Here is a 22017-nt window from a genome sequence, read left to right on the forward strand (position 1 = left end):
AATGGATATATGGCTATAACCTTGGATCCAAAAGACACGAGCAACCGCATTCACGAGCTTGTATGGGGAGGTTTCCATGCAGACCAAGATATCGAGTGGATCATCACTGAAGAGTATTTGGACCCGGAGGAACTCAATTTGGAGGACTTCGCATGGGTAACGGCGGAGACGGCACGTGCTTGTGCCGAGAAGCAAGCTGCCGAGGAAAGCTGGCCAGAGCATACCGAATTTGACAGGCTCGAAGCCGTATTCGCCCAGCTTCGCGCGGACCATATTATCGCTCTGCATAAGGCCGGCAATACGCTTAGTGAGGGGCATGAGGATGTTCAGGAGATATGGCAGGAAGCGGGACGTTTTGATTCGGGCATCCGCGGCTGCTGCTTCTACCATTCACAGGATGTCGAGGGCGCTGTTCATAGCGGCCAACTCTACCTTGCGTTCAGCGGCGGCATGATCCGCGAGCCTGAGCAGCGTGAAGCCAATACGCTCGTTGTCGGGCAGAGGATCACCGAATTGCTGCAAGCGGCGGGGTTCGCTACGGAATGGGATGGAAGTATTAACGAACGCATCAAGGTTAATCTTGGGCAGTGGCGCAAGCGTGGTTTTTCTGTGTAAGGGGTCCGTTTTTCTAACAGCGCAACCAAAACCGCCACTGATGCAAAGTGGCGGTTTTTGCTGCGCAAGTGTGGAGCTTGCTTTGGAGAATACGTTGTTGCAAAGCAGGTTATGAGCTTTTTTTCACAAGGGCAACATAGTTAGTCTGCCCAAACTCTATTGGCGTGCATTAAGACTTCTTACGCGGGGCAAGACTGTTTCTCTAGACCCACACGAATTTCGTTTTGTATAATGGCACGGTACCTTTGAAGCGAGACATGGATCAGAATAGCAGTATTCTGGCTTCATTATAAAATTATACAACCCGTGCTGGAGGACGAACGACACTTATGGAAGCAACAAACAAACAATCGGCTTTTGCGATATGGATTAGTCTGATCAGCAACATTATTTTAACGGCACTAAAGCTTATTGTAGGTTTGCTATTTAACAGCCAGGTGCTCATTGCAGACGGCGTACATAATGCGGGGGACGTGTTCGCAAGCGCAGCCGCATTAATATCAATGGTCATTTCCAAGCGGCCGCCGGACAAAGACCATCCCTATGGACACGGAAAAGCGGAGGTCATCGGTGCAGGGTTCATTGCGATCATTTTGGTGCTCGCTGCCGTTTACATGGGGTACCACTCGGTCATGGCGCTCATGGAGCCGCCTCATACGGCTACGTTGCTGGTGCTCAGTACGGCAGCGATCTCGCTCGTATGGAAGCAATGGCTGTATATTTATACGATGCGCATTGGCAAAAAAGCGAACAGCAGCGGCTTAATCGCAACGGCCTATGACCATTTGGCTGATGTATACGCGTCGCTTGCGGCAGTAATCGGGATTGCGCTGGCTATGGTCGGCGACCATTACAATATTCAAATTTTGAAATACGGCGATCCCGTCGCGGGAATCATTGTCGCTTATTTCGTCCTGAAGCTGGCGATCCATATGGGCCGTTCTTCCATTGACGTTTTAATGGAGAAAAATATAGACGAGGACCGGATGGAGGAAATCATGCAGCTTGTGCAATCCATTCCGGAGGTGAAGCGAATTGACCGCATTCGGGCGCGAGAGCATGGCCATTATATGATTGTGGATGTGAGAGTAGGCATTCCGGCGGAGCTTAGTGTGCAGGAGGGCCATGACATTTCACGAAAAATAAAACAGGTCATTATGGATGATGTTCCGAATGTCGAAGAGGTTCTTATTCATTTGAATCCTTGGTATAAGGATCATAAATCGGCTGAATGATGCCGGGCAGAAACATGCGGATAGATTAAGCCATTATAAGGCAAGCAGGGCGGGTTCAACGGAAGGCTAACCGTAGAACCCGCCCTGTTTGCGTAGTGCTGCTAAGGCAGTTTAATTTGATTGGTAGCAGACCATAGGATGTCCATATCGATGGAATCAGTCGAGGCCACGGCATAAAAATAATGCTCGCTTACGATAAAGATTTGCCCGCGTATTTCAGATTGCTCAATTAGCGCTTTATGGCCGTTGGTATTAGAACCTCACGATGTTTGAGCGGTAGGGTCAGGAGCTCGCTCCATACCTGATCCAAGCTTTCGTTGGCAAAATAGACCTTTTCAGCGGAAGGTGAGTGTTCGGATAATCGGACGTTAGGCACAAAGCGTATTTTTCGAAAAAATGCCGTTCTTCTATGGTTCATAGATAGGTTATGGCAAATTTTGAGCAGCCAGGTCTTTACAGTGGATTCTCCCCTAAACTTATCCAAGGCAAGAAACGCATTAACGAAAGTATCCTGCGTGAGATCATCTGCCGTGTGATGGTTCCTGGTCAGGACAAAAGCATAATTCCAAATATCAGTCCAGTACTTGATGACGAGTATTTCAATTTCGCTTGGCCCTATGTCAGTTAGAGGGACAAGATAATTATCTTCCACTACGTTTATCACCTCCTATAAGCAGACACCTCTGCGCCTGTAAAGTTCCATTTTCGAAAGGCTGCAAATGTTTATTCACTTTCTCCATTCAATCCGGCTGGCTATTCCTGTAGTTTAAAGCTATCAAATAATCGGCAGGGATAAGGAGGAGGATGGATATGGATCATTTCTTTCAACGCGAGATTGTATTGGAAAATCAACACGTCAAGCTCGTACCGTTCGAGGCCAAATATGCGGAGGGCCTTCGGAAAATTATTTTCGATGAACAGATTACGCGGTTTACGGGTGCTCATTATCGGAATGAATCGGACTTGCAGAAGTATATAGTTGCCACTCTAGAGAGTAGGGCTGCAAGTCAAGCCTACCCTTTTATCGTCATTGACCAAGCCTCGGGCGAAGTGGCCGGATCGACGCGGTATGGAAATCTGATTATAGGCAGCAAGAGGCTGGAGATTGGATGGACGTGGTACGGTGAGGCTTTTCGGGGGACGACGGTAAATAAAGCCTGCAAATATGAGCTATTGCGCTATGCTTTCGAGGAGATGCAATTTAACCGGGTACAGTTCAGCGTAGACGCTGAGAACACACGGTCACAAAAGGCGGTTCGCAAGCTAGGTGCTAAGCAGGAGGGCATATTTCGATGCAATTACATGAATACGGACGGCGAGTGCCGAGATGATATTTACTACAGCATCATCCATTTGGAATGGGCGGAGCTTAAGCAAATGGTATTCCTTGAGTTTCAATAGATGCACTAATATCAGTTGAATCGATAAGGCTGAAGTGGGAGCAGAGCTGGAAGTTTGTTTTGCAAAATGAAGCCGGATGTTTGTTCTGAAAAAATGAGGCGGGAAGTTTGTCTCGCAAAAACGAAGCGGGAAGTTTGTTTTGGGGGAACGAGCTTCTCGCGCCTGCTTTGCAGGTTGAGAATTATAAATAACAGTTTAATAGGAGAGACGGTTACTGCCGCAGACCTGAAAGTAAACTCAAACGCCTATCGTAACGCCCACCCGTAAGCAAACTTTATCCGCCTATCGTAACGCCCACTGTAAGCAAACTTCATCCACCTATCGTAACGCCCACCCGTAAGCAAACTTCATCACCCGTTGATTATATCGTACACTTAAAAGCAAACTTTACCTTGTCTATACTTGGCATTCTTCTTATACACATTCGTTCCTGACTTCTCCCCCAACTTAATTTAGCGGGAATTTCTCCCTCTATATTAAAGAATTTCAGCTTTTCTTAGTGATTAGCAGGAATTTCTCATGTTAATTACAGAAAATTAGTTGGGTATGGAGTGTATCGGATAGATTAACAGGACAATTTCCTGCTAAATCGTTTACCGAGCCAATAACGCTATTTTAGCGGGAGAAATTCTATCTATTTAGTAAACCAGCACGAATATCTCAAAACCCACCTCAAAACTCACCCCAAGAAAATAAATGAAAAGTAACTGATCCCGTTATCATCTAGAGTGCGTTTCATATTAATTGATAAGCATTCATGCCAATTGCAGTTTTTTCATTAGATTTACTTTTTTGAACTGTTTTGAGGTGTTGGTGGTCCTATCTACTATATATCCTCAGCCAGTTCTTTGACTAATGTGTTATGTCAGTTCCAGTGTGTTTTATCTACCGTGCCCTTCCGGATGATACGGGAGGTTGTGCGCGAGGAGTTTCGGTGAGGATCAGCCCATTTGAGAAATCGGATTTCAATATACGCTTAAAATAAGAAAAGCTGTCTTCAGGGCTTCCGCCTTGAAAACAGCTTTTCTTATCTTAGGGCTAATCTGAAGTTACTGAGAAGCCTTTCGTTTGATAGCTTAATTAGAAAAATTGCGTTAGTAATGATCATTAATTGTTTATTCTTATTCCTTTATTCTTATTCGTTTATTCTTGTTCATTTAGCTTTGCAGTTGAAGATTTCGGTCAATCAGCGCGATGCGCTGTTCCACGCAAGCGTGGGAGCGAAGCGGGTCCTCAGGCGTGTTTAGGCAATAGTCGAGCAGTTGGGCTACCGAAGTCGCAGCAACATGGCAGCGGGTGTCGGAGGAGGCATAATAAATGTACACGTCGCCATTGTCCTGAGAGATGACGCCATTGCAGAATGCGACGTTGGACACATCGCCGACGCGCTCGATGCCCTCAGGCGCAAGCAGATGGCCGCCTGGACGATGCGTTACTTTGTTCGGCTCCTGCAGATCGGATAGGAAAGCATACAATACGTAACGCAAGCCTGCGGCTGTGTTGCGAACGCCGTGGGCAATATGAATCCAGCCTTTGTCCGTCTTGATGGGGGCAGGGCCTTGGCCGTTCTTTACTTCCTTAATCGTATGATAGTGGCGCTCATCGATAATGGTTTCGCGTTCGACGACGGCGTTCTCAATCGTATCGGAGAGTCCCCAGCCGATGCCGCCGCCGGAGCCGGTGTCGATGAAGCCATCCTGCGGGCGCGTGTAGAAGGCATATTTGCCGTCAACGAATTCAGGATGAAGCACGACGTTGCGCTGCTGGTTGGAGGCGGTTTTCAGATCGGCAAGGCGCTCCCACTGCTTCAGATCCTTCGTTCTAACGATGCCGCATTGCGCGATTGCGCTGGAGAGGTCACCTTTAGCGGCGGAAGGGTCTTTCCGCTCCGTGCAGAACAAGCCGTAAATCCAGCCGTCCTCATGCTGCACGAGACGCATATCATAGACGTTTACGTCCGGATCGCTGGTTTCCGGCAGCAGTATCGGATGATCCCAGAAGCGGAAACCGTCGACGGGGCTGTCGCTGGCGGCAATCGCAAAAAACGATTTGCGGTCATTGCCTTCCACGCGGGCGACCAGATGATATTTTCCGTTCAAGTAGATGGCTCCGGGATTGAACACGCAGTGAATGCCAAGGCGTTCCATAAAGAATGGATTCGTCTCAGGGTTAAAATCATATTTCCAAAGGAGCGGGGCGTGAGCCGCCGTCAGCACAGGGTGTACATAACGGTCGAATACACCGTTTCCAGGCGCTTCCGGTTCGTTTTTACGTTGAATAAGCTGCTCGTATTGCTCTGTTAAATAGTGTTTGCGTTCGTTGAATTTACTCATTTGTCAAACCTCCATTAATGGGTAGATGATGAACCGGATAGCCGTTCCATCATTTCAAAGCAGGCGCGTCCGTTATGATAAGGACATTTCCAAGGGCTTACCTTCTCAATATTGCTGCTAGGCGTACCGTCTCGCTTAACGCTCCAATACCATTCGCCGTGCTCCTTGTCGACCATATGGTTTTCAATGAATTGCCAAGACTTCTCGGCTGCTCTGCGATACTTATCCTCGCCAGTCATCTGGTAAGCATTATAAAAGCCAACGACGGCTTCAGCCTGCGGCCACCAATCCTTATCGCTGTCGATGAGACCAGCTGGCCCCGCCTCATTAAAGAGCCCGCCATCCACGTCGACGCCTTCGTTAAGCGTCACTTCAGCCATGCGAATCGCGATAATTTTGGCCTCGGCAAGCAAGGCTTCATCGCCAAGCACTTCGGCGGCTTCAACAAGCAGCCAGCTGCCTTCGATGTCATGCCCATAAGAAATGTGCTCGGATTTGACAGTCCACTGCTCATCGAAGAACAGAATGAAATGCGCGCTGTCTGCATGGATAATGTGCTGAATCGTAATTTGAATAAGTTCTTTTAGCTTGGCATGAAGCTCATCAGACTTCCAAACCCGGTACAGGTTAGTGTAGCCCTCCATGACATGAAGGTGGGTGTTCATCGATTTTTTCTCGTTCAAATCATTCTCGCTAAGGCTGTTATCGTTGGTCTCCTGCCATTCGCGGGTTAACGCTTCAAAATAACCTTTATATTGCTGATCGTAGCTATAACGTTCAAGCGTATGGAACAGTTCTATCGCTTGCTGGAGCGAATCTTCATTGCCGGTTGCCCGGTAATATTCGGAGAAAGCATAGATGGCAAATGCTTGGCCATAGACCTGTTTCTTCGTTTCAGCCGGCTGTCCAGCCGCATTGACCATCCAATATAAGCCGCCATATTCGTTGTCCACAAAATGCTCATTAACATAGCCGTAAGCACGGTCGGCAATTTTTAAATAGCTGGCATTTCCAGTCAGCCGATAGGCGGTGGCAAAGGTCCACAAAATGCGCGTGTTGAGCACGAGGCTTTTGCCAGCCTCAGGATTCACGACTAGATCACGGCTGATGAAACCGAAAAAACCGCCCTTGCTCTCATCAATGGTGTGATCCATCCAGAAACGGAGGATGTTCGACTCCAGCTCCTGTTTAATGCTGGCTAGCCATTGTTGGTTGGCTTCATTCATTTGGCTGCGGCCTCCTTGCTTGATTGTTCTATTTTTGCCGTATAGTACTCCCGCACGGTTTGCTCGGCTTTTTTGCCGAACATACAGTAATCGTCATTTGCGCCAGCTTCGCTTTCTTCATATAGGCGGGCAGGCCAATCCCAGAGCATAAAACCGCCTACCCAATCGCGCTTATCGGAGGAAGAGAACATAGCCTCGTAAAATTTGTGCTGTACTTCTTCGCTTGGCGCGCCGGGAAGTCCCCAGTCATTCGGAATATGCTGCGAGCCCTCGCGGCTTGGGCAGCCTGCCTCCATAAAGAAAAAAGGCTTATCGAATTTCGTGACTACCTGCTCGATACGATCTAGCTGCTCTTCCCAAGCATCGATCGGGTAATAGCCGCTGGAGGAGATCACATCGACGGCATCCCACCAATGTACTTGTCCTTCCTGATATTTATCGCAGTTATAGGTCACGATTCCGGAATAAACCGCGCGGACCTTGGCAATCAACTCTCGCCATTCGTGTTCGCGTCGGTCCGTTTGCACCATTTCGCAGCCCACGCAAAACATTTCACAGCCCGTATCCTCGGCGATCCGCGCATAGTGCAAAATAAATTCAGTATAGGAAGCGAACCAGTCAGACCACTTAGGCTCACAAGGCACATCGAGATCGAAGAAGTTAATATGGGCACGCCAAGTGCCATCGGCACAATTAACGACTGGCTTCAAGCATACGTTAAGCCCTAGTTTCTTAGCTTTGCCAATAGCATAACGTACCTCTTCGTCCGTTACGGTAGGCGCTTCGCGAAATTTAATCTCCGTCGCATGAGCATGGTCCTGAAGTGCTCCTAGCGCGATGGCCGTCCAGTTAACCTGTAACCGTTTCGCCATTAAATCCATGGATCGATCGGCTTGCTCGCCCGTCCATGTGCCACGAACCCCGGTCCACCCCCATGTCATCCCGCCAATATAAGCTGATTTGCTAGTCATTTGAGTCGCCTCGCTTTGATTTCGTATTTTTGTTATTGCTAATAATTTAATTTGTTATATAACAAGTAAACATGATTCGAGAGTGGTTTGCAATCACTTTCTTGGGAATGGCCTTCATGCATAAATAAGCTTCATTTAATAGCGGGAAAAACAAACGGTTTTGATTAAAAAATGAGCGTACAAGCCAAAGATAACGTTTTCAATCAATGTCAGTTGAAGACTATAAATAATATTTTAAACCATTTTAGCACAGCCTTTAATACGTTATTATCGAAATGTAAGCGGAATCAAAACGAACCGAGGGGGAAAAGAAAAATGAAAAAAACAGTTTTGTTAGCGATGGTTTCGGTAGTTATGCTAACAACATTAGCGGCTTGCGGCGGGAATAATGCGAATACAAACACGAATACGGCAACTAACAAGCCGAGTACAACGGATGCAGCAACCAACAAGCCGGACAATGGCGGAACGGAAGAAGCTCCTAAAGTGACGGGAGAGGTCGTATTTCTAACGAACCGTACAGACATGATCGATAAGCAGTATGTTGATTACGAGAAGCGCTTCGAAGAGAAATACCCTGGCGTTGACCTTAAATTCGAAGCAATCACGGATTATGATAAAACGTTGAAAATCCGTATCGCTTCCGGAGACTTCCCTGATGTGGTGTTCGTACCAACGATTCCAAACGGAGAGCTGGCCAATTATTTTGCTCCGCTAGACGATATTACTTTCTCTAATGACATTTATTTCAAGGATTTAAAAGCGAATGAAGGCAAAATGTACGGCATCTCCTCTGGCGCGTCGACCGTGGGGATCGTCTACAACAAAAAAGCTTTCGAAAAAGCAGGCATTACCGAGCTTCCGAAAACTTATGACGAGTTTCTTACAGCTTCGCAAAAGCTTAAAGACGCGGGAATCGTGCCTTTGGCTTCCAACTTCAAAGACAAATGGCCGCTGGATGCATGGGTGTATGATGTGACTACTGTGATTGGCTCAGCTTCTGACCACCAGAACAAGCGTGCTGAAACCGACACGCCTTATACGCTTGACAATGCATACGGCAAATCATGGAGTATTTTGCGTGAGCTTTATACAAAAGGCTTCCTTGAAGCCGATGTGAACTCGACGAACTGGGAGCAATCGAAAAAAGACGTAGCATCCGGCAAATTTGGGATGTACCTGCTTGGCAACTGGGTAATCAACCAAGTCATTGAGAACGGCGCTGCATCTGAAGATATTGGCTTCTTCCCATTCCCAGCTGACAACTCTGGCGAAGCCAAAGCGCCGCTTAACCCAGACTTTTTCTACGCAGTTAACAAAAATGGAAACGTTGACGGAGCCAAAGCGTTCGTTCAATGGATGATTGAAGAATCAGGTTACGAAGATTTTGCGGGCTTCATTCCTACTTTGAAAGGCAGAGAGCCTAAGCTTCCTCAATTGGCAGAGTTTAATGCGTTTAATCCTAAGTTCTTTGAGCCTGCTGCTCCCGTAGACGCAGCGACCGAAATTCAAAATAAAGCGCAGCTGGATCAAGCCGCTGTCGTTCAAGAATTTGTATTGTCCAAAGACCCTCAGAAGGTGTTCGACAAAGTGAATACGGCTTGGGCGAAAGCGAAAAAAGATCTAGGCTTGTAGGAATCGTGTGCACGCCGGATCATCCTTAAGGGGTATCCGGCGTGCACCATCCGATTAGAAAGACGCAGGGAGGATGGGGTTGTCCCATGTTTAGCAGATTGCCTTTCAAAACACAGAAAAACTACGTAATCATTGGATTTGTCGCATTGCCTTTGCTGCTGTTGCTGACATTCGCCTATTATCCGGCATTAGAGCTCATACGTTTAAGTTTCACAAGCTGGGACGGACTAAGCCCGAATAAACCATGGATCGGATGGTCCAATTACAAAGAAGTCTTTTCTAATCCAGCCATATTTGGTGTTTTCAAACATAACTTTGCCTATTTCGCTGTCGGAATCGTACAAAATATCGCTGCTATCTATTTTGCAGTCGTTCTAAACAGCAAGCTTAAAGGGAAAAACTTTTTTAGGCTGCTGCTGTTTTTACCGTACATCCTAAACGGCGTTGCTGTAGCATATTTGTTCGGTTACGTATTTGATACGACAAACGGATCTTTGAATTACTTGCTTGGGCAGCTTGGTTTCGATGCCTTGTCCAAAACAAGCTGGCTCGGCAACGGTTCCTTTGTCAACTACACGCTTGCCTCGATCGGCTTCTGGCGGTTTATGGGGTTCAACATGGTCATCTATCTGGCTGCCCTTCAATCGATTCCAAATGACATTTATGAAGCGGCCTCGATTGACGGCGCCAACGGCTGGCAGAAATTCATTCGCATTACCCTTCCTAATATTTATAAAATTATCGAGCTAAACTTGTTCCTAACCGTAACCGGAGCATTAGAGGTATTTGATCTCCCTTATATTTTGACCAAGGGCGGACCGGCCGGATCAAGCGAAACCTTTGTTATGAAAATTGTCGAGACGGCCTTCCAATTTAACAACTATGGCCTTGCTTCCGCGATGAGCGTAGTCTTGTTAGTCTTTGTGGTGATTGTGTTGTCGATTCAGCGCTTCCTGCTGAAGGGAAAGGGGGAATAATCGATGAATAAATCCAATAAGCTTTGGGATACCGTCAAATATATCAGCCTCGTATTGGCAGCATTTGCGATCTTATTCCCGCCTTATATTATTGTTGTTAATGCGTTTAAGACGAAGGATGAGTTCCATACCAAATCAACCATTTCGATGCCTGACAGCTTTTTATACTTAAAAAACTTTTCGCAAGCCTTCAAGCAGGCGGATATGTTGAATGCCTTTGGCAATACGTTATTCATCATTGCGGTGACCCTTATTTTGAATATCTTGATTGGCTCCGCATTCTGTTATGCGGTAGGGCGTTTTAACTTCCGGTTCAAAGGGCCGCTAGTCGGTTTGTTCCTGTTTGCGACGATTATCCCCGCAATTACGACCCAGGTCGTCAACTACAAAACGATTCAGGCGCTTGGCCTGACCAATAACTTAATGGGGCCTGTCCTCATTTATGTAGGCGCGGATATTTTGCAAATTTATATTTACCTGCAGTTCATCCGCAACATTCCGAATGAGCTGGATGAAAGCGCGATGCTGGAGGGAGCATCCTTGATCCGGATTTTCCGCTCGATTATTTTCCCGCTGCTTGCGCCAGCAACGGCGACGATCGTGATTTTGAAGACGATCAGCATTTACAACGATATGTTTATTCCACTGCTGTACTTGCCTAGAGCCGAGCATGTGGTTGTGTCCACGTCATTAATGCGATTTTTCGGCGTCAACAGCGGGGATTGGCAAATGATTGCCTCAGCCATTCTCATTATTATGATTCCAACGGCCATTCTCTATCTTTTCTTGCAGAAGTATATTTTCGCGGGTGTGACAAGCGGTGCGGTGAAATAATCCGCCCGCTTTCTTTCCGTTGCAGTGCTTTCGATTTTAGCGCAAAATAGAAAAGTTGAAGAAACGAAAAAAATGAAGTTTTAGCGAAGCGAGAAGATCGTTCTGGATAAACGAAATGTTCGCCATAAAAAAGAACCTGCGAAAGGAGCGGCAGCGATGAACATCATCATTGCGGATGACGAGGAGTTTATTAGGCTTGGCCTCGAAAAAATTTTAACGAAAATGGATTTGGACATCAAGGTCATCGGCTCGTACAGCAATGGGATGGATGCTTGGGCACATATATCAAAGCTGGGCGAGGGTGAACTGGATGTGCTGATTACCGATATTAAAATGCCCATGATGGACGGCCTGAAGCTGATTGAGCATTTGCGGGGCAAGGCGATTGCTACCATTGTGCTTAGTGGCTTCAGTGAGTTCGAATATGCCCGGAAGGCGCTTCGCTGTGGCGTTCGAGATTATTTGCTGAAGCCTGTCGACAAAGCCAATCTGTACGAGCAGCTGGTTAAGATCAAGCAGGAGCAAAGCGAGGCTGCGGATGCTGCTGCGGCATTGCCTAATCCGCCAAGCGAGACGGTTAGCAGCGAGAAAGAGCATCATGTGATTGAGCAGATGAAGGCGATTCTGGAGGCTGAGTACGGCAAAAACTTCGAAATGGAACGGATAGCAGAAACGGTCGGCATGAGCGCCAATTATTTGAGCCGCCTATTTAAGCAGGAGACGGGCATGACGCTGACCGATTACCTGATTGATATCCGCATAGAGAAAGCGAAGCAATTCCTGACGGATCATCCGAATCTGAAAAATTACGAAATATCACAGCTTGTCGGGTATAGCGATCCGGTTTATTTCAACAAGTTGTTCAAGAAAATGGTTGGAGATACTCCTAAGGATTATAAGGGCAAGCACCGCTAAAAAAATCAGAGCTAAATCGGATCGATTTAGTGCAGAATTGCACATTTACAGCTAAAGAAAATGGGCGTAAGATTGATGCGGTAGTTAACCGCTCAAGATGCGGTTCGTCAACTTTTAGAGCTACAGAGGGATGGAGAAAGCAATGTCAGAGAGCGCGGTAAAAACCCGGATGGGCTCAAATAAAGGGCTCGCTAGCACGTTTGAAAATGCAGCATTGGATGAAAATGCAAGCCCGCTGAAATTTTTGTTATCCTTGTACAAAGGCAATTTTGCGAATCTGTTCGTTTCGTTGTTATTTCTGCTCATTAAGAGCGCGCCGATCTATGTGCTGCCCATCGTTACGGCGAATATTATTAACATTGCGACGAACCCGGCTAAATATCCGCTTAGCGGGATTTGGATCAATTTTGCGATCATCCTAATCGTTATTTTGCAAAATATACCTACGCATGCTGCTTATATTTCCTTTCTCAGCCGTGCGGTCAGATATGTAGAAGCAGGTTTGCGTAGCGCGCTTGTGCGCAAGCTTCAGCAGCTGTCGATCAACCAGCACCGCGAACTGCCGGCCGGCAAGCTGCAGTCGAAGGTGCTGCGCGATGTGGAAGCGGTGGAGATGATGTCGAAGCAGTTCATGATCGCGCTAGCCCCGGCAGTCGTCAACATTATCGTCTCGTTTGCGATTACACTGAACAGCAGCTGGGTCGTGTCCTTGTTTTTTGTGCTGACGATTCCTATGTCGATTACAATCGTGACCATTTTCCGCCGCAAAATCCGCAAGTCCAACAAGGAATTCCGCAAGGAAATCGAGCAGATGTCCTCGCGCGTGTCGGAGATGGTGGAGATGATTCCGATCACAAGGGCGCATGGGCTGGAGAAGGTGGAAATTGCCCGGATCGATCATACGCTGCGCAACATTCAAGGAAAAGGGTATCGGCTGGACTTGGTTGAAGCCTATTTCGGATCAACGAACTGGGTAACCTTTCAAATCTTTCAAGTATTATGCCTGATTTTCACCGCTTATCTGGCGTATAACGGCGAAATTCAAGTTGGCGATGTAGTGATGTACCAAGGTTTTTTTGCGATGATTTTGGGATCGGTTACCGGCCTTATTAATATTTATCCGCAAATTGCCAAGGGGCTGGAATCGATTCATTCGATAAAAGAGATTTTGCTGTCGACCGATATTGAAAATAACAGCGGCAAAAGAAAGCTGGCGGAGGTTCGCGGCGAATTTTCTTTCGAGGGTGTTGAGCTGTCCTATCCCGGCAGCGAGCATCATGTTCTGGAGGATGTTACGCTGAACGTCGAAGCAGGGGAGTGTATCGCATTTGTTGGTGCTTCGGGCGCAGGCAAATCAACGGTACTTAATTTGGTCATCGGATTTCTGCAGCCGACCGGTGGCAAGGTGCTGCTAGACGGCATGGATTTGGCGGACATCGACCTTCGCAGCTACCGCAAGCATTTGGCGGTTGTGCCGCAGACGAACATTTTGTTCTCAGGAACGATACGCGACAACATTACCTATGGCCTTCGCGATATTACCGATGAGCAGGTGAAACGCGTCATTGAGATGGCCAATTTGTCCGAATTTATCGGACAGCTGCCGGATGGGCTGAATACGATGGTTGGCGAGCATGGCGGCAAGCTGTCCGGCGGGCAGCGCCAGCGGATTGCCATTGCAAGAGCGCTGGTGCGCGAGCCTAAAATCATCATTTTGGACGAAGCGACCTCGGCTCTTGATAATGAATCAGAGTTTCATGTACAGAAGGCGATGCAGGAGCTAATTAAAAACCGTACGACCTTTATCGTCGCTCACCGCTTGTCAACGATACGTGATGCCGACCGGATCGTGGTCATGAAGCATGGGCGCATCGTGGAAGTGGGCACGTTTGACGAGCTGATGGCTAGCAAGGGCGAGTTTTATAACCTGAAGCAGCTTCAGCTCTAGATCAGAAGGCAGAAAGCAGCTAATGGCAGGATGGTTTGAACGTTGACCCAGGAGTTGAACACTTTATAGAATGTGTTCTTTAGGAGTCATCGTTGATATCATCTTACATAGCTGTTTTTTTGTTGCTTCAGGAGATCGGTTGCAAATAGGGATAACGATTCAATGTAATAAAGTAAGCGCTTATAATCCAGCAGAAAATAATGGGCACAAAATGCTGCGTTTGGTGGGAAATTTCACTGATGGATATTCATATTTTTATAGTCCATATTAATATTGTTTTATGAAATGTAAATTGCTAATGCATTATAATGTGAATATCATGTAATTAAATTAGATTGAGGTGCTGATTCTATGCGTAAAAAGCTAAATTATACACCGCCGGTCAACGGCTATCCAGAATGGAACAACAATCCGGAAATTTTTCGGCTTAACCGTCTTGACGCCCATGCATCGCTCATGCCATTTGACACCGTCGAAGAGGCTTTGGAGGGAACTCATAGTAAGTCTTCCAACTATTTAACGCTAAACGGGCAGTGGAAATTCGCGTTTGCGACCAATGCGGAGTCACGCATCGCAAATTTCTACGAAGCTGATTTTGACCATAGTGGTTGGGACAGCATTACAGTGCCAGCGCATTGGCAATTGCAAGGCTATGACTATCCGCAGTATACGAATATCAGGTACCCTTGGGAAGGCAATGAGGATATCAAGCCTCCGTTTGCGCCAACGGCATATAACCCTGTCGGCTCGTATGCGCGTACCTTTACTCTGCCTGAGAACTGGGACGGCAAGCCGGTATTTATTAGCTTCCAAGGCGTGGAGTCGGCCTTTTACATTTGGCTTAACGGCGAGCTAGTTGGCTTTAGCCAAGATACGTTTACGCCTTCCGAATTTGATCTTACGCCATACCTGACTGCAGGCGAGAATAAGCTTGCCGTAGAGGTTTATCGCTGGAGCGATGCAAGCTGGCTAGAGGATCAGGACTTCTGGCGGATGAGCGGAATTTTCCGCGATGTTTATTTGTATACGACACCGGAAGCACATATTTATGACTTTTTTGTCAAAACAGAGCTCGATGATCAGTACCGCGATGCGGAGCTCATTATCGATACGAAGCTACTGAACTATTTTGTGAAGCCGCTTGGCAATGTCACTTTGGAAGCGTCGCTCTATGATGCGAATCGGAATGCCTTATTTGGATCGCCATTGTCGCTGCAAACGAAAATAGACGGCGAGGACTTAACGGTGGCGCAGCTGCGCACGGCAGTAAGCAACCCGCTGAAATGGAGCGCCGAGAAACCAAATCTGTACACGCTCATTTTGAGCCTGAAATCAGAGGATGGCACGCTGCTTGAAGCGATCAGCTGCAAGATTGGTTTCCGCAAGTTCGAGATCAAGGATGGTCTCATGGAAATCAACGGCAAGCGGATCATGTTCAAAGGGGTTAACCGCCATGAGTTCTCCTCGGATACGGGCAGGGCAATTAATGAAGCGGATATGCGCAAGGATGCCGAGCTGATGAAGCTGTACAACATCAATTCCGTCCGTACCTCGCATTACCCGAACCATCCGCTTTGGTACAAGCTATGCGATGAATACGGCCTATATGTGATCGATGAGACGAACTTGGAGACACATGGCGCCTGGACTTATGGGCAGCAGGAGCTTGGCGAAACGGTACCGGGCAGCCGTCCAGAATGGACCGGCGCTGTGCTTGATCGCTGTAATTCGATGTTCCAGCGTGACAAGAACCATGCTTCCATTGTCATTTGGTCACTAGGCAATGAATCATTTGGCGGCGATAACTTCATCAAAATGCATGATTTCCTGCGTGACGCGGACCCGTCCCGCGTCGTTCATTATGAAGGAACGTTCCACTATCGCAAATCGGATGCGGCTTCGGATATCGAGAGCCACATGTATACCAACCCGCAGGGCGTCGAGCATTATGCCCTCAATAACCCGCAAAAACCGTTCATTCTATGCGAATACAGCCATGCGATGGGCAATTCCTGTGGCGGCCTTCATGTATACTGGGAGTTGTTCGAGAAATATCCGGTTCTTCAGGGCGGTTTCATCTGGGACTGGATTGATCAGGCGATCCGGGTGACGGATGCTGACGGTACTGTGAAAATGATGTACGGCGGAGATTTTGGCGAGTCGCCGCATGATGGCAACTTCTGCGGCAACGGCATTATTTTTGCGGACCGCACGGTGTCGCCTAAGCTTCAGGAAGTGAAGAAGGTGTATCAGAACGCGAAGTTTGAGGCTGTTGATTTGAAGCAGGGTAAGCTTACGGTCACGAATCGTCATTTGTTCAGCGCTTTGGATCAGTTTACGCTTGCGTGGGAAGTTGCGATTGATGGCATAAGCGTGGAATCAGGCAAGGGGCAAGCATCCGCTGCTCCGGAAACGGAAGAAGCTTTGACCATTTCATATAAGCTGCCTCAGCTGGCAAATGCGTCGCAGCAGGCTGTGCTGACGGTTCAGCTTTTGTTGAAGGAATCAACGATCTGGGCGGAAGCGGGCCATGAGATTGCATTTGAGCAATTCGTTTTGCCTGCTACAGTTGCGCCTGTTGTTGGACGTGCTTCGGAGAAACCGGCTATTCAAGTAGAAGAAACAGAGAAGCTGTTGCAAGTGAGCGGAGAGCAATTTACGCTGCAATTCAATCTGGCTGACGGAAGCCTTGCTTCCTATGCATGGAATGGCTCAGAGCGTCTGCAGAAAGGCTTGGCACCGAACTTCTGGCGCGCCTATACGGACAACGATCGCGGAAACAAGCATCATGAACGTTGCGCAACTTGGCGCGGAGCCGGAGCCGAACGCGAGCTGCGGGGCATGAGCTGGGAAGTAGCTGCCAGCACGGTAACAATACGCGTGCAGTACAGCTTGCCTACTACCGTAGAATCATTGCTCTCCATAATCTATACGGTAAGCGGTGACGGGACGGTTGACGTATATGAGGAGCTGCAGCCAGGCCAAGGCTTGCCGGAAATTCCTGAGGTGGGCATCCTATTCCAAATGCCGGCGCAATATGACCAGATCACCTGGTACGGTAAAGGTCCGGAGGACACCTATTGGGATCGCCAAACGGGCGGGAAGCTTGGATTATATAAGGGCAAAGTGCAGGATCAGCTTGTACCGTATATCCGTCCGCAGGAGTGCGGCAACAAAATGGACGTTCGCCATGCGCTCGTAACCAATGACAAGGGCGAGGGCCTCGTGCTGAGGGGCGCGCCGCATTTTGAGCTGAATGTATTGCCGTATACACCGTCTGAGCTGGAAGCCAATGATCACCTTCATTTACTGCCAGAAAGCGATAAAACGGTCGTTCGCGTTAATCATAAGCAAATGGGCATTGGCGGGCATGACAGCTGGGGCCAGCTGCCTGAGAAGGAATATATTCTTTATGCAAATCAGGTGTACACACACCGTTTCACTATCCAAGGCGTTTAATTGAACAAAGAGGCTGGTCCTTCGTCTGATGACGGCGGGCCTGCCTCTTTTTATTTGATATAAATACCGCCGAACGGCAGAACCTCACGGAGTATTCTTTTAATAAAACCACCGTTTTGCAGCTGCTCTTCAAGCTCCGCATCACGCGAGCCGGTCTGAATGAGCACGGGGCCAGTACCCCTGATTTCCCACTGCACATTCATATGCTGGCTGGCGAGTTTGTTGCCGTACACTGACAACTGGATGGAGGCGTGCTCAGGGTAGGCGACAAGAGCGCCCGTTTCCACGTAAAGTGGGCGGTCGGGCTGCAGCTGGATGGACTTAACGTCTCCGGCTGTAATAATGCCGAGCATACCCGGTCCGGAGAAGCGCATGCGGACAAACTCCTTGGTGATCCAAGCGTTCTTCAGCTTCTGGATAACCGATTTCAGCTTCATGCCGTCCGAGAAGAAGATCACATGGCGAAAGTCGAAGAGCAAATCACTCTTGGCCTCGATATGGACCGTTTCAAGCGAGCAGCCTGCCGGCAGCCCGAGAATAAACTCAGAAGGTCCGGAAATGATAGAGCGTATCCAACGCTTCTTGCGGTACATGCCGGCAAAATCCATAAACCGATCCTCGCGGCTTTGGGGATCTCCTTGGTAAGCAATAATGGATTTGGGATGCAGGACATGAAGCTTGTCCGCACCCTCAAGAGTGACATGCACATGGCCGGTCTTGGCAGGGACATTGATGTTCATCCGCTAATCCCTCTTCCGCCGGAGCTTCGCTGCTTGCGCCATACCGCGTAACGCCAGATGCGCAAGGAAACGATATATGCGAGGAATACGGCTACGATAATGATGACCGTGTTGATCAGCTTGCTAATCAAGGACTGCTTATCCTGCTTCATTTGCTCCATTTCTGCCTGCATGCTGGCATTTTGAGCGATAAGCTGTTCGTTCTGTTGACGGAACTGCTCATTCTGTTCCAGAAGCTCCTGCTGCTTGCGCGCATATTCAGCTGCTGCTTTGGCTGATTCTTCTAGCTGCTGCTGCTGTTCGGCCAAGGCTTCTTTGGCTTCAATATATTGCCCTTCCAGCTCGCTTATTTTCTCGGGCGTATTATAGATGTCTTTGATGCGGTCAAAAAAACCTGCATAGGCTGTAGGCTGTGGAGTGGCTATGAGAATAAAGGTGGATAGGCTGGTTAGGATGAGTGCTTTCCAAATGGACTGTCGCATCATAGTCTCCCTTCAGTTTTCGACATAAGAGGGGCTGATGCTTACATTTTACAGTCTTTCTCGACAATAGTCACTCTTGTCCTGCAGAGGAGAGCAGAAAAGATTTTTTGAGGGGCGTTAACGGGTGGTTGTGAATTATTGTAAAAAAAGCAACTATGATTCTATCCCTGAAGGCTGAGGGGGAGGCAGATCATTGCCTCGCTGATATAAACTAAGCCGGGCACTGCGTGCACCCGGCTTGTATCCATGAGCAGTATGTTAGGTTTGAATTAATTCCTGCCGTAATACAGCTTGCTGTTCGTAATATCGACCAAATACAAAATGTCAATTCCGTTCGCGTTCCGCTCCACACTTAGCCGCTCAATGGGCTTGCCAGGCGCAATAGAGGTCAAGTTCCAGCCCGTGCTGCCCGAAGGGACGGCCATGTACGCACGGTCTGTGCCGCTATATTTTGCGTAGTACACGCGAACGGTCGAGCCCGTCCACGTAATATCGATGGCCGCTCTAGTCTGCGTAAGGTCATAAACCGTCTGCAGATTCCAGCTACCCGAAGCGAACGATGCATATTTGACGGAAAAATTAGTGCTGCCCTCTTCCCGGTAGCGATAGACGATTTTTGGGCTGCCTGCGGAGTCTACGGCTAGCTTGGCGCTTTGCACGCCTGGGCCACCGGGATCACCGCCGTCCTGAACGTAAGCCTCAGTAGGACCAAGGGGCTGAACGATATCGGCTGTACTAAGCGAGACAGGGGCGGTTACCGCACTGCCGTCCGCTTTGTAGAAGGAACCAGTGGATGGGCTATATTTGAGATAAGAGAGTTCGTGGCGCAGCGCACTCGATACGAAGGCGGACCATTCGAACAAAATATGCAGGTCTCCGTTCGCATCGAAGACCAGGTCATTGGGATAAAATGATCGTCCTGCAGTTGCGCCAACCACCGCCACTTGGCTCCAGGTCGACGCGGCATTGTTCCAACGGAATAAGACGCCGGGGCGATAACCAGCCGAATCCAACCCGGAGCGAATCAGCAGATAGACATCGCCATTCGGCGCTGTTGTCAGCACCGGATACGTGCCCCTGAAGGAAGAGGGGGTTGGCATGTCGGCGGAATGATTTTGCGGCGCGCCTCCAACCGTGTCCGAGCGGAAGTAGCGCCAGCTGTCGTTATGCATCGAAGCAAACACGTGGAATCTGCCGCTGCCGTCCCGGGCAATCGAAGGCTGGTTGTGCCCGACATCGTCATTGTATTCCGCGACTGTGCTGCCATTCATGACCGGGATGTTAGACCATGCTCCTGTGCCATCGCGCCTTGCGATGTATACTTTATGGGTGCCGCTGGTGCTGCCCGGCGCATTGTATGCCATATAGGCGTATTCCAGTCCCGTGCCGTACGTTTCCAGCGGTGTCCACCATCCCGCCTGATTGCTCGAATCCATCGCATACGGTACCTCGGTCAACGTCGCAGCCGCATTTCCGACACCTGCCGGAAGCAGCGAAATGAGCAGTGCGGCAACGGTGAATATTTTCCAAAGCCTGTTTCTTACCACGATCACTCGCCTCCTTATTAAATGGTATTACACGAATGCGAAAAGCAGATGTCTCCGGCCGGGAGAAGTGAAGCGCTTACATTTCTTTGTTGACGTTGGCGCCATAGCTATCGTAACATGGCATTTGGCCTGGATGTCATATACAAAACCATGCTTCCAATAGAACATAACTTCGGTATTTCAAGTTATTTAGGATTAAATAGAACGTATTACAGCTGAATTCTTAGAAGGAGTTTAAACTTCATTTCTTTCGTTCAATTGTTATATTGTTCTTCTATGATTCCCTTGAACGATTAAATCATGCTCAGACCGTTCGTTAAGTAACCATGCAATATTAGAACTATTGCTTGAAAAACCAACCTTTTAACGCCATGCCGGGGCTTTACGGCTGGATTAGATCTACTTTTTAGACCTATTTCTTTCCATGGGTCGATTATTGATCAAATAGGTCTAAATTGTAGATCTATTTTACCCGAAGTAGGTGTTTTAGTGCCTATTTGGAGCTCTATGGTTGGATTAGATCTATTTTTTAGACCTATTTCTTTCCAAGTGCCGAATATTGATCAAATAGGTCTAAATTGTAGATCTATTTAAGCTTGTACAGTTATATGCGGAAGCGCAAAAAAATCCGAGCAGAGGCATTGCATCTACTCGGATTTCCTGTTTTATTTTTTTTATCTTACATACAAACGGCTGGTTTCTTCCCAAATGCCGCCTGGCTCCAAGGAGACAAGCCCGGTTTGCTCGGCTGGAAGATCCACGTTGGGAGCGTTCACAAGGTTAAGCTGAGGTTCAGGGCAGAAGAAGCCTGCCGTCGCATTGTTGTTCCAAATCATCCACTGCTTGTAAGCTGTACCTACGTCGTAGACGAGCGTTACGTTGCTGCGGCTGTCGGTAAGCACCATCGCATTGCGGCCATTTTGAGGCTCAGCTGTGTAATGGTTATCCATCGCAGACCAGATTGGGGATAAGCCCGTTGTTTTCATCGCTTCCTCGTCGGCAGACAGATCCTGGTACTTGCCTGTCGGCAGCATCCGCTCGTTCAGCTCCCAGCGCTTGCCGGTTGTGAGGGTGAAGCTGCAATCCTCGACGGTGCTGTTAGGCGCGAATGGCGCATTGATTGCTGTATGGAAGGCGATCAAGCAAGGCATGGCGTCGGTGCCTTCGTTATGTACCGAAACGTGCTGCAGCAAACCTGTTTCATTCAAAGCGTAACGCAGCTTTATCGTAAAACGGTGTGGCAGATATTCATAAATCGGATGGTTCTCATCGATTGAGATTTTTAAGGCAACGTAGCTTTCTGTTTTGGTCGCGCCGAAGTCTTCGACATCCCAAGCCGCCGTATGGAAGAAGCCATGAAGGTGGTTTCCGGTTGCTACTTCGTTTACAGGGAAGTTGTAGGTCCTTCCGTTCCAAGTAAAAGTGCCGTCTTCATAGCGGTTGGGAGGAAAAAGAACCGGGATGCCATGAACGCCTGGACGTTCTCTGAAGCTGTCCATTTCCTCGGCGGAAGGCTCTCTCAGAAACGTATATTGGTTTTCTTTATCGCGGAATGCAATGAGGTTGGCTCCGACTCCTGGCAATACTGCGGCTTCATAAGTGCCCCATTGCAGCCATACGGCTTGCTCGTCATGGAATAATTGCTCGAATGCTTGTCCTTGCGTCGACATGGAAATCCTCCTAAAAAATCATATTCAAC

General features: G+C 48.2%; 17 protein-coding genes. 9 read left to right on the forward strand and 8 right to left on the reverse strand.

Annotated features, from left to right (window positions below; all coding sequences use genetic code 11):
- Positions 1–9 precede the first annotated feature (9 nt).
- Complete coding sequence (locus FJQ58_RS17710; protein ID WP_139995804.1) at positions 10–615, forward strand: DUF6891 domain-containing protein; 606 nt, start codon at positions 10–12, stop codon at positions 613–615.
- Between the two features lie 329 nt (positions 616–944).
- A complete protein-coding gene (locus FJQ58_RS17715) occupies positions 945–1850 on the forward strand; it encodes a cation diffusion facilitator family transporter (RefSeq protein WP_139995806.1) in 906 nt (301 codons plus the stop codon).
- Between the two features lie 229 nt (positions 1851–2079).
- Here the strand turns inward: FJQ58_RS17715 and FJQ58_RS17720 are convergent, their stop codons facing one another.
- Positions 2080–2502 (reverse strand): RNA polymerase sigma factor, encoded by a 423-nt coding sequence (locus tag FJQ58_RS17720; protein ID WP_162341548.1) that lies wholly within the window; start codon positions 2500–2502, stop codon positions 2080–2082.
- Between the two features lie 158 nt (positions 2503–2660).
- Here FJQ58_RS17720 and FJQ58_RS17725 point away from each other — a divergent pair, with 158 nt between their 5' ends.
- Positions 2661–3251 (forward strand): GNAT family N-acetyltransferase, encoded by a 591-nt coding sequence (locus tag FJQ58_RS17725; RefSeq protein WP_139995810.1) that lies wholly within the window; start codon positions 2661–2663, stop codon positions 3249–3251.
- Positions 3252–4408: 1157 nt separating this feature from the next.
- On the opposite strand, the gene FJQ58_RS17730 is transcribed toward FJQ58_RS17725, so the two are convergent.
- Genes FJQ58_RS17730 through FJQ58_RS17740 form a run of 3 tightly spaced genes read right to left on the reverse strand, consistent with a single transcriptional unit; the run spans position 4409 to position 7781 of the window.
- Positions 4409–5584: a glycoside hydrolase family 130 protein gene (locus tag FJQ58_RS17730; RefSeq protein WP_139995812.1), complete on the reverse strand. Its 1176-nt coding sequence runs from the start codon at positions 5582–5584 to the stop codon at positions 4409–4411.
- 14 nt (positions 5585–5598) lie between these two features.
- The gene (locus FJQ58_RS17735) at positions 5599–6810 is read right to left on the reverse strand and encodes an AGE family epimerase/isomerase (RefSeq protein ID WP_139995814.1); all 1212 of its coding nucleotides are present in this window, start codon (positions 6808–6810) and stop codon (positions 5599–5601) included.
- The gene (locus FJQ58_RS17740) at positions 6807–7781 is read right to left on the reverse strand and encodes a glycoside hydrolase family 113 (RefSeq protein WP_139995816.1); all 975 of its coding nucleotides are present in this window, start codon (positions 7779–7781) and stop codon (positions 6807–6809) included. Before FJQ58_RS17740 ends, FJQ58_RS17735 begins: the two co-directional genes overlap by 4 nt.
- A 315-nt stretch (positions 7782–8096) precedes the next feature.
- Between FJQ58_RS17740 and FJQ58_RS17745 the strand changes: the two genes are divergently transcribed.
- The 6 genes from FJQ58_RS17745 (at position 8097) to lacZ (ending at position 17549) form a co-directional block, all read left to right on the forward strand.
- Positions 8097–9416: an ABC transporter substrate-binding protein gene (locus FJQ58_RS17745; RefSeq protein WP_139995818.1), complete on the forward strand. Its 1320-nt coding sequence runs from the start codon at positions 8097–8099 to the stop codon at positions 9414–9416.
- Between the two features lie 86 nt (positions 9417–9502).
- Entirely contained in the window at positions 9503–10393 is an 891-nt protein-coding gene (locus FJQ58_RS17750) for a carbohydrate ABC transporter permease (protein WP_139995820.1), read from the forward strand.
- 3 nt (positions 10394–10396) lie between these two features.
- Positions 10397–11227: a carbohydrate ABC transporter permease gene (locus FJQ58_RS17755; RefSeq protein WP_139995822.1), complete on the forward strand. Its 831-nt coding sequence runs from the start codon at positions 10397–10399 to the stop codon at positions 11225–11227.
- 156 nt (positions 11228–11383) lie between these two features.
- A complete protein-coding gene (locus FJQ58_RS17760) occupies positions 11384–12142 on the forward strand; it encodes a response regulator transcription factor (RefSeq protein ID WP_139995824.1) in 759 nt (252 codons plus the stop codon).
- Positions 12143–12284: 142 nt separating this feature from the next.
- Positions 12285–14090 carry an ABC transporter ATP-binding protein gene (locus FJQ58_RS17765; protein ID WP_238404130.1) on the forward strand — a complete coding sequence of 602 codons (1806 nt, stop codon included), beginning with the start codon at positions 12285–12287 and terminating at the stop codon, positions 14088–14090.
- A gap of 351 nt (positions 14091–14441) precedes the next feature.
- A complete protein-coding gene (gene lacZ, locus FJQ58_RS17770; protein ID WP_139995827.1) occupies positions 14442–17549 on the forward strand; it encodes a beta-galactosidase, LacZ type in 3108 nt (1035 codons plus the stop codon).
- A gap of 50 nt (positions 17550–17599) precedes the next feature.
- On the opposite strand, the gene FJQ58_RS17775 is transcribed toward lacZ, so the two are convergent.
- The 4 genes from FJQ58_RS17775 to FJQ58_RS17790 all read right to left on the reverse strand — a co-directional run bounded on the left by FJQ58_RS17775 (position 17600) and on the right by FJQ58_RS17790 (position 21988).
- Complete coding sequence (locus FJQ58_RS17775) at positions 17600–18289, reverse strand: AIM24 family protein (protein WP_139995829.1); 690 nt, start codon at positions 18287–18289, stop codon at positions 17600–17602.
- Positions 18286–18771, reverse strand: a complete 486-nt coding sequence (locus tag FJQ58_RS17780) for a hypothetical protein (protein ID WP_139995830.1) — start codon at positions 18769–18771, stop codon at positions 18286–18288. The genes FJQ58_RS17775 and FJQ58_RS17780 overlap by 4 nt, the downstream gene beginning before the upstream one ends.
- Before the next feature lie 269 nt (positions 18772–19040).
- On the reverse strand, positions 19041–20318 hold the full coding sequence (locus FJQ58_RS17785) for a BNR-4 repeat-containing protein (RefSeq protein WP_202915284.1): 1278 nt from the start codon (positions 20316–20318) through the stop codon (positions 19041–19043).
- Positions 20319–20992: 674 nt separating this feature from the next.
- Positions 20993–21988, reverse strand: coding sequence for an aldose 1-epimerase (locus FJQ58_RS17790; RefSeq protein WP_139995832.1), 996 nt, complete (start codon positions 21986–21988; stop codon positions 20993–20995).
- Positions 21989–22017: the final 29 nt, after the last annotated feature.

Source organism: Paenibacillus paridis (assembly GCF_006345825.1).
GTDB classification, from domain to species: Bacteria; Bacillota; Bacilli; order Paenibacillales; family Paenibacillaceae; genus Pristimantibacillus; species Pristimantibacillus paridis.

Excerpts from the sequence above, each read along its gene's own strand:
- FJQ58_RS17715 (WP_139995806.1), top strand. The coding sequence starts at position 945 with ATGGAAGCAACAAACAAACAATCGGCTTTTGCGATATGGATTAGTCTG.
- FJQ58_RS17755 (WP_139995822.1), top strand. The coding sequence starts at position 10,397 with ATGAATAAATCCAATAAGCTTTGGGATACCGTCAAATATATCAGCCTC.
- FJQ58_RS17765 (WP_238404130.1), top strand. The coding sequence starts at position 12,285 with ATGTCAGAGAGCGCGGTAAAAACCCGGATGGGCTCAAATAAAGGGCTC.
- FJQ58_RS17750 (WP_139995820.1), top strand. The coding sequence starts at position 9,503 with ATGTTTAGCAGATTGCCTTTCAAAACACAGAAAAACTACGTAATCATT.
- FJQ58_RS17725 (WP_139995810.1), top strand. The coding sequence starts at position 2,661 with ATGGATCATTTCTTTCAACGCGAGATTGTATTGGAAAATCAACACGTC.
- FJQ58_RS17730 (WP_139995812.1), bottom strand. The coding sequence starts at position 5,584 with ATGAGTAAATTCAACGAACGCAAACACTATTTAACAGAGCAATACGAG.
- FJQ58_RS17740 (WP_139995816.1), bottom strand. The coding sequence starts at position 7,781 with ATGACTAGCAAATCAGCTTATATTGGCGGGATGACATGGGGGTGGACC.
- FJQ58_RS17780 (WP_139995830.1), bottom strand. The coding sequence starts at position 18,771 with ATGCGACAGTCCATTTGGAAAGCACTCATCCTAACCAGCCTATCCACC.
- FJQ58_RS17735 (WP_139995814.1), bottom strand. The coding sequence starts at position 6,810 with ATGAATGAAGCCAACCAACAATGGCTAGCCAGCATTAAACAGGAGCTG.
- FJQ58_RS17710 (WP_139995804.1), top strand. The coding sequence starts at position 10 with ATGGCTATAACCTTGGATCCAAAAGACACGAGCAACCGCATTCACGAG.
- FJQ58_RS17760 (WP_139995824.1), top strand. The coding sequence starts at position 11,384 with ATGAACATCATCATTGCGGATGACGAGGAGTTTATTAGGCTTGGCCTC.
- FJQ58_RS17775 (WP_139995829.1), bottom strand. The coding sequence starts at position 18,289 with ATGAACATCAATGTCCCTGCCAAGACCGGCCATGTGCATGTCACTCTT.
- FJQ58_RS17790 (WP_139995832.1), bottom strand. The coding sequence starts at position 21,988 with ATGTCGACGCAAGGACAAGCATTCGAGCAATTATTCCATGACGAGCAA.
- lacZ (WP_139995827.1), top strand. The coding sequence starts at position 14,442 with ATGCGTAAAAAGCTAAATTATACACCGCCGGTCAACGGCTATCCAGAA.
- FJQ58_RS17745 (WP_139995818.1), top strand. The coding sequence starts at position 8,097 with ATGAAAAAAACAGTTTTGTTAGCGATGGTTTCGGTAGTTATGCTAACA.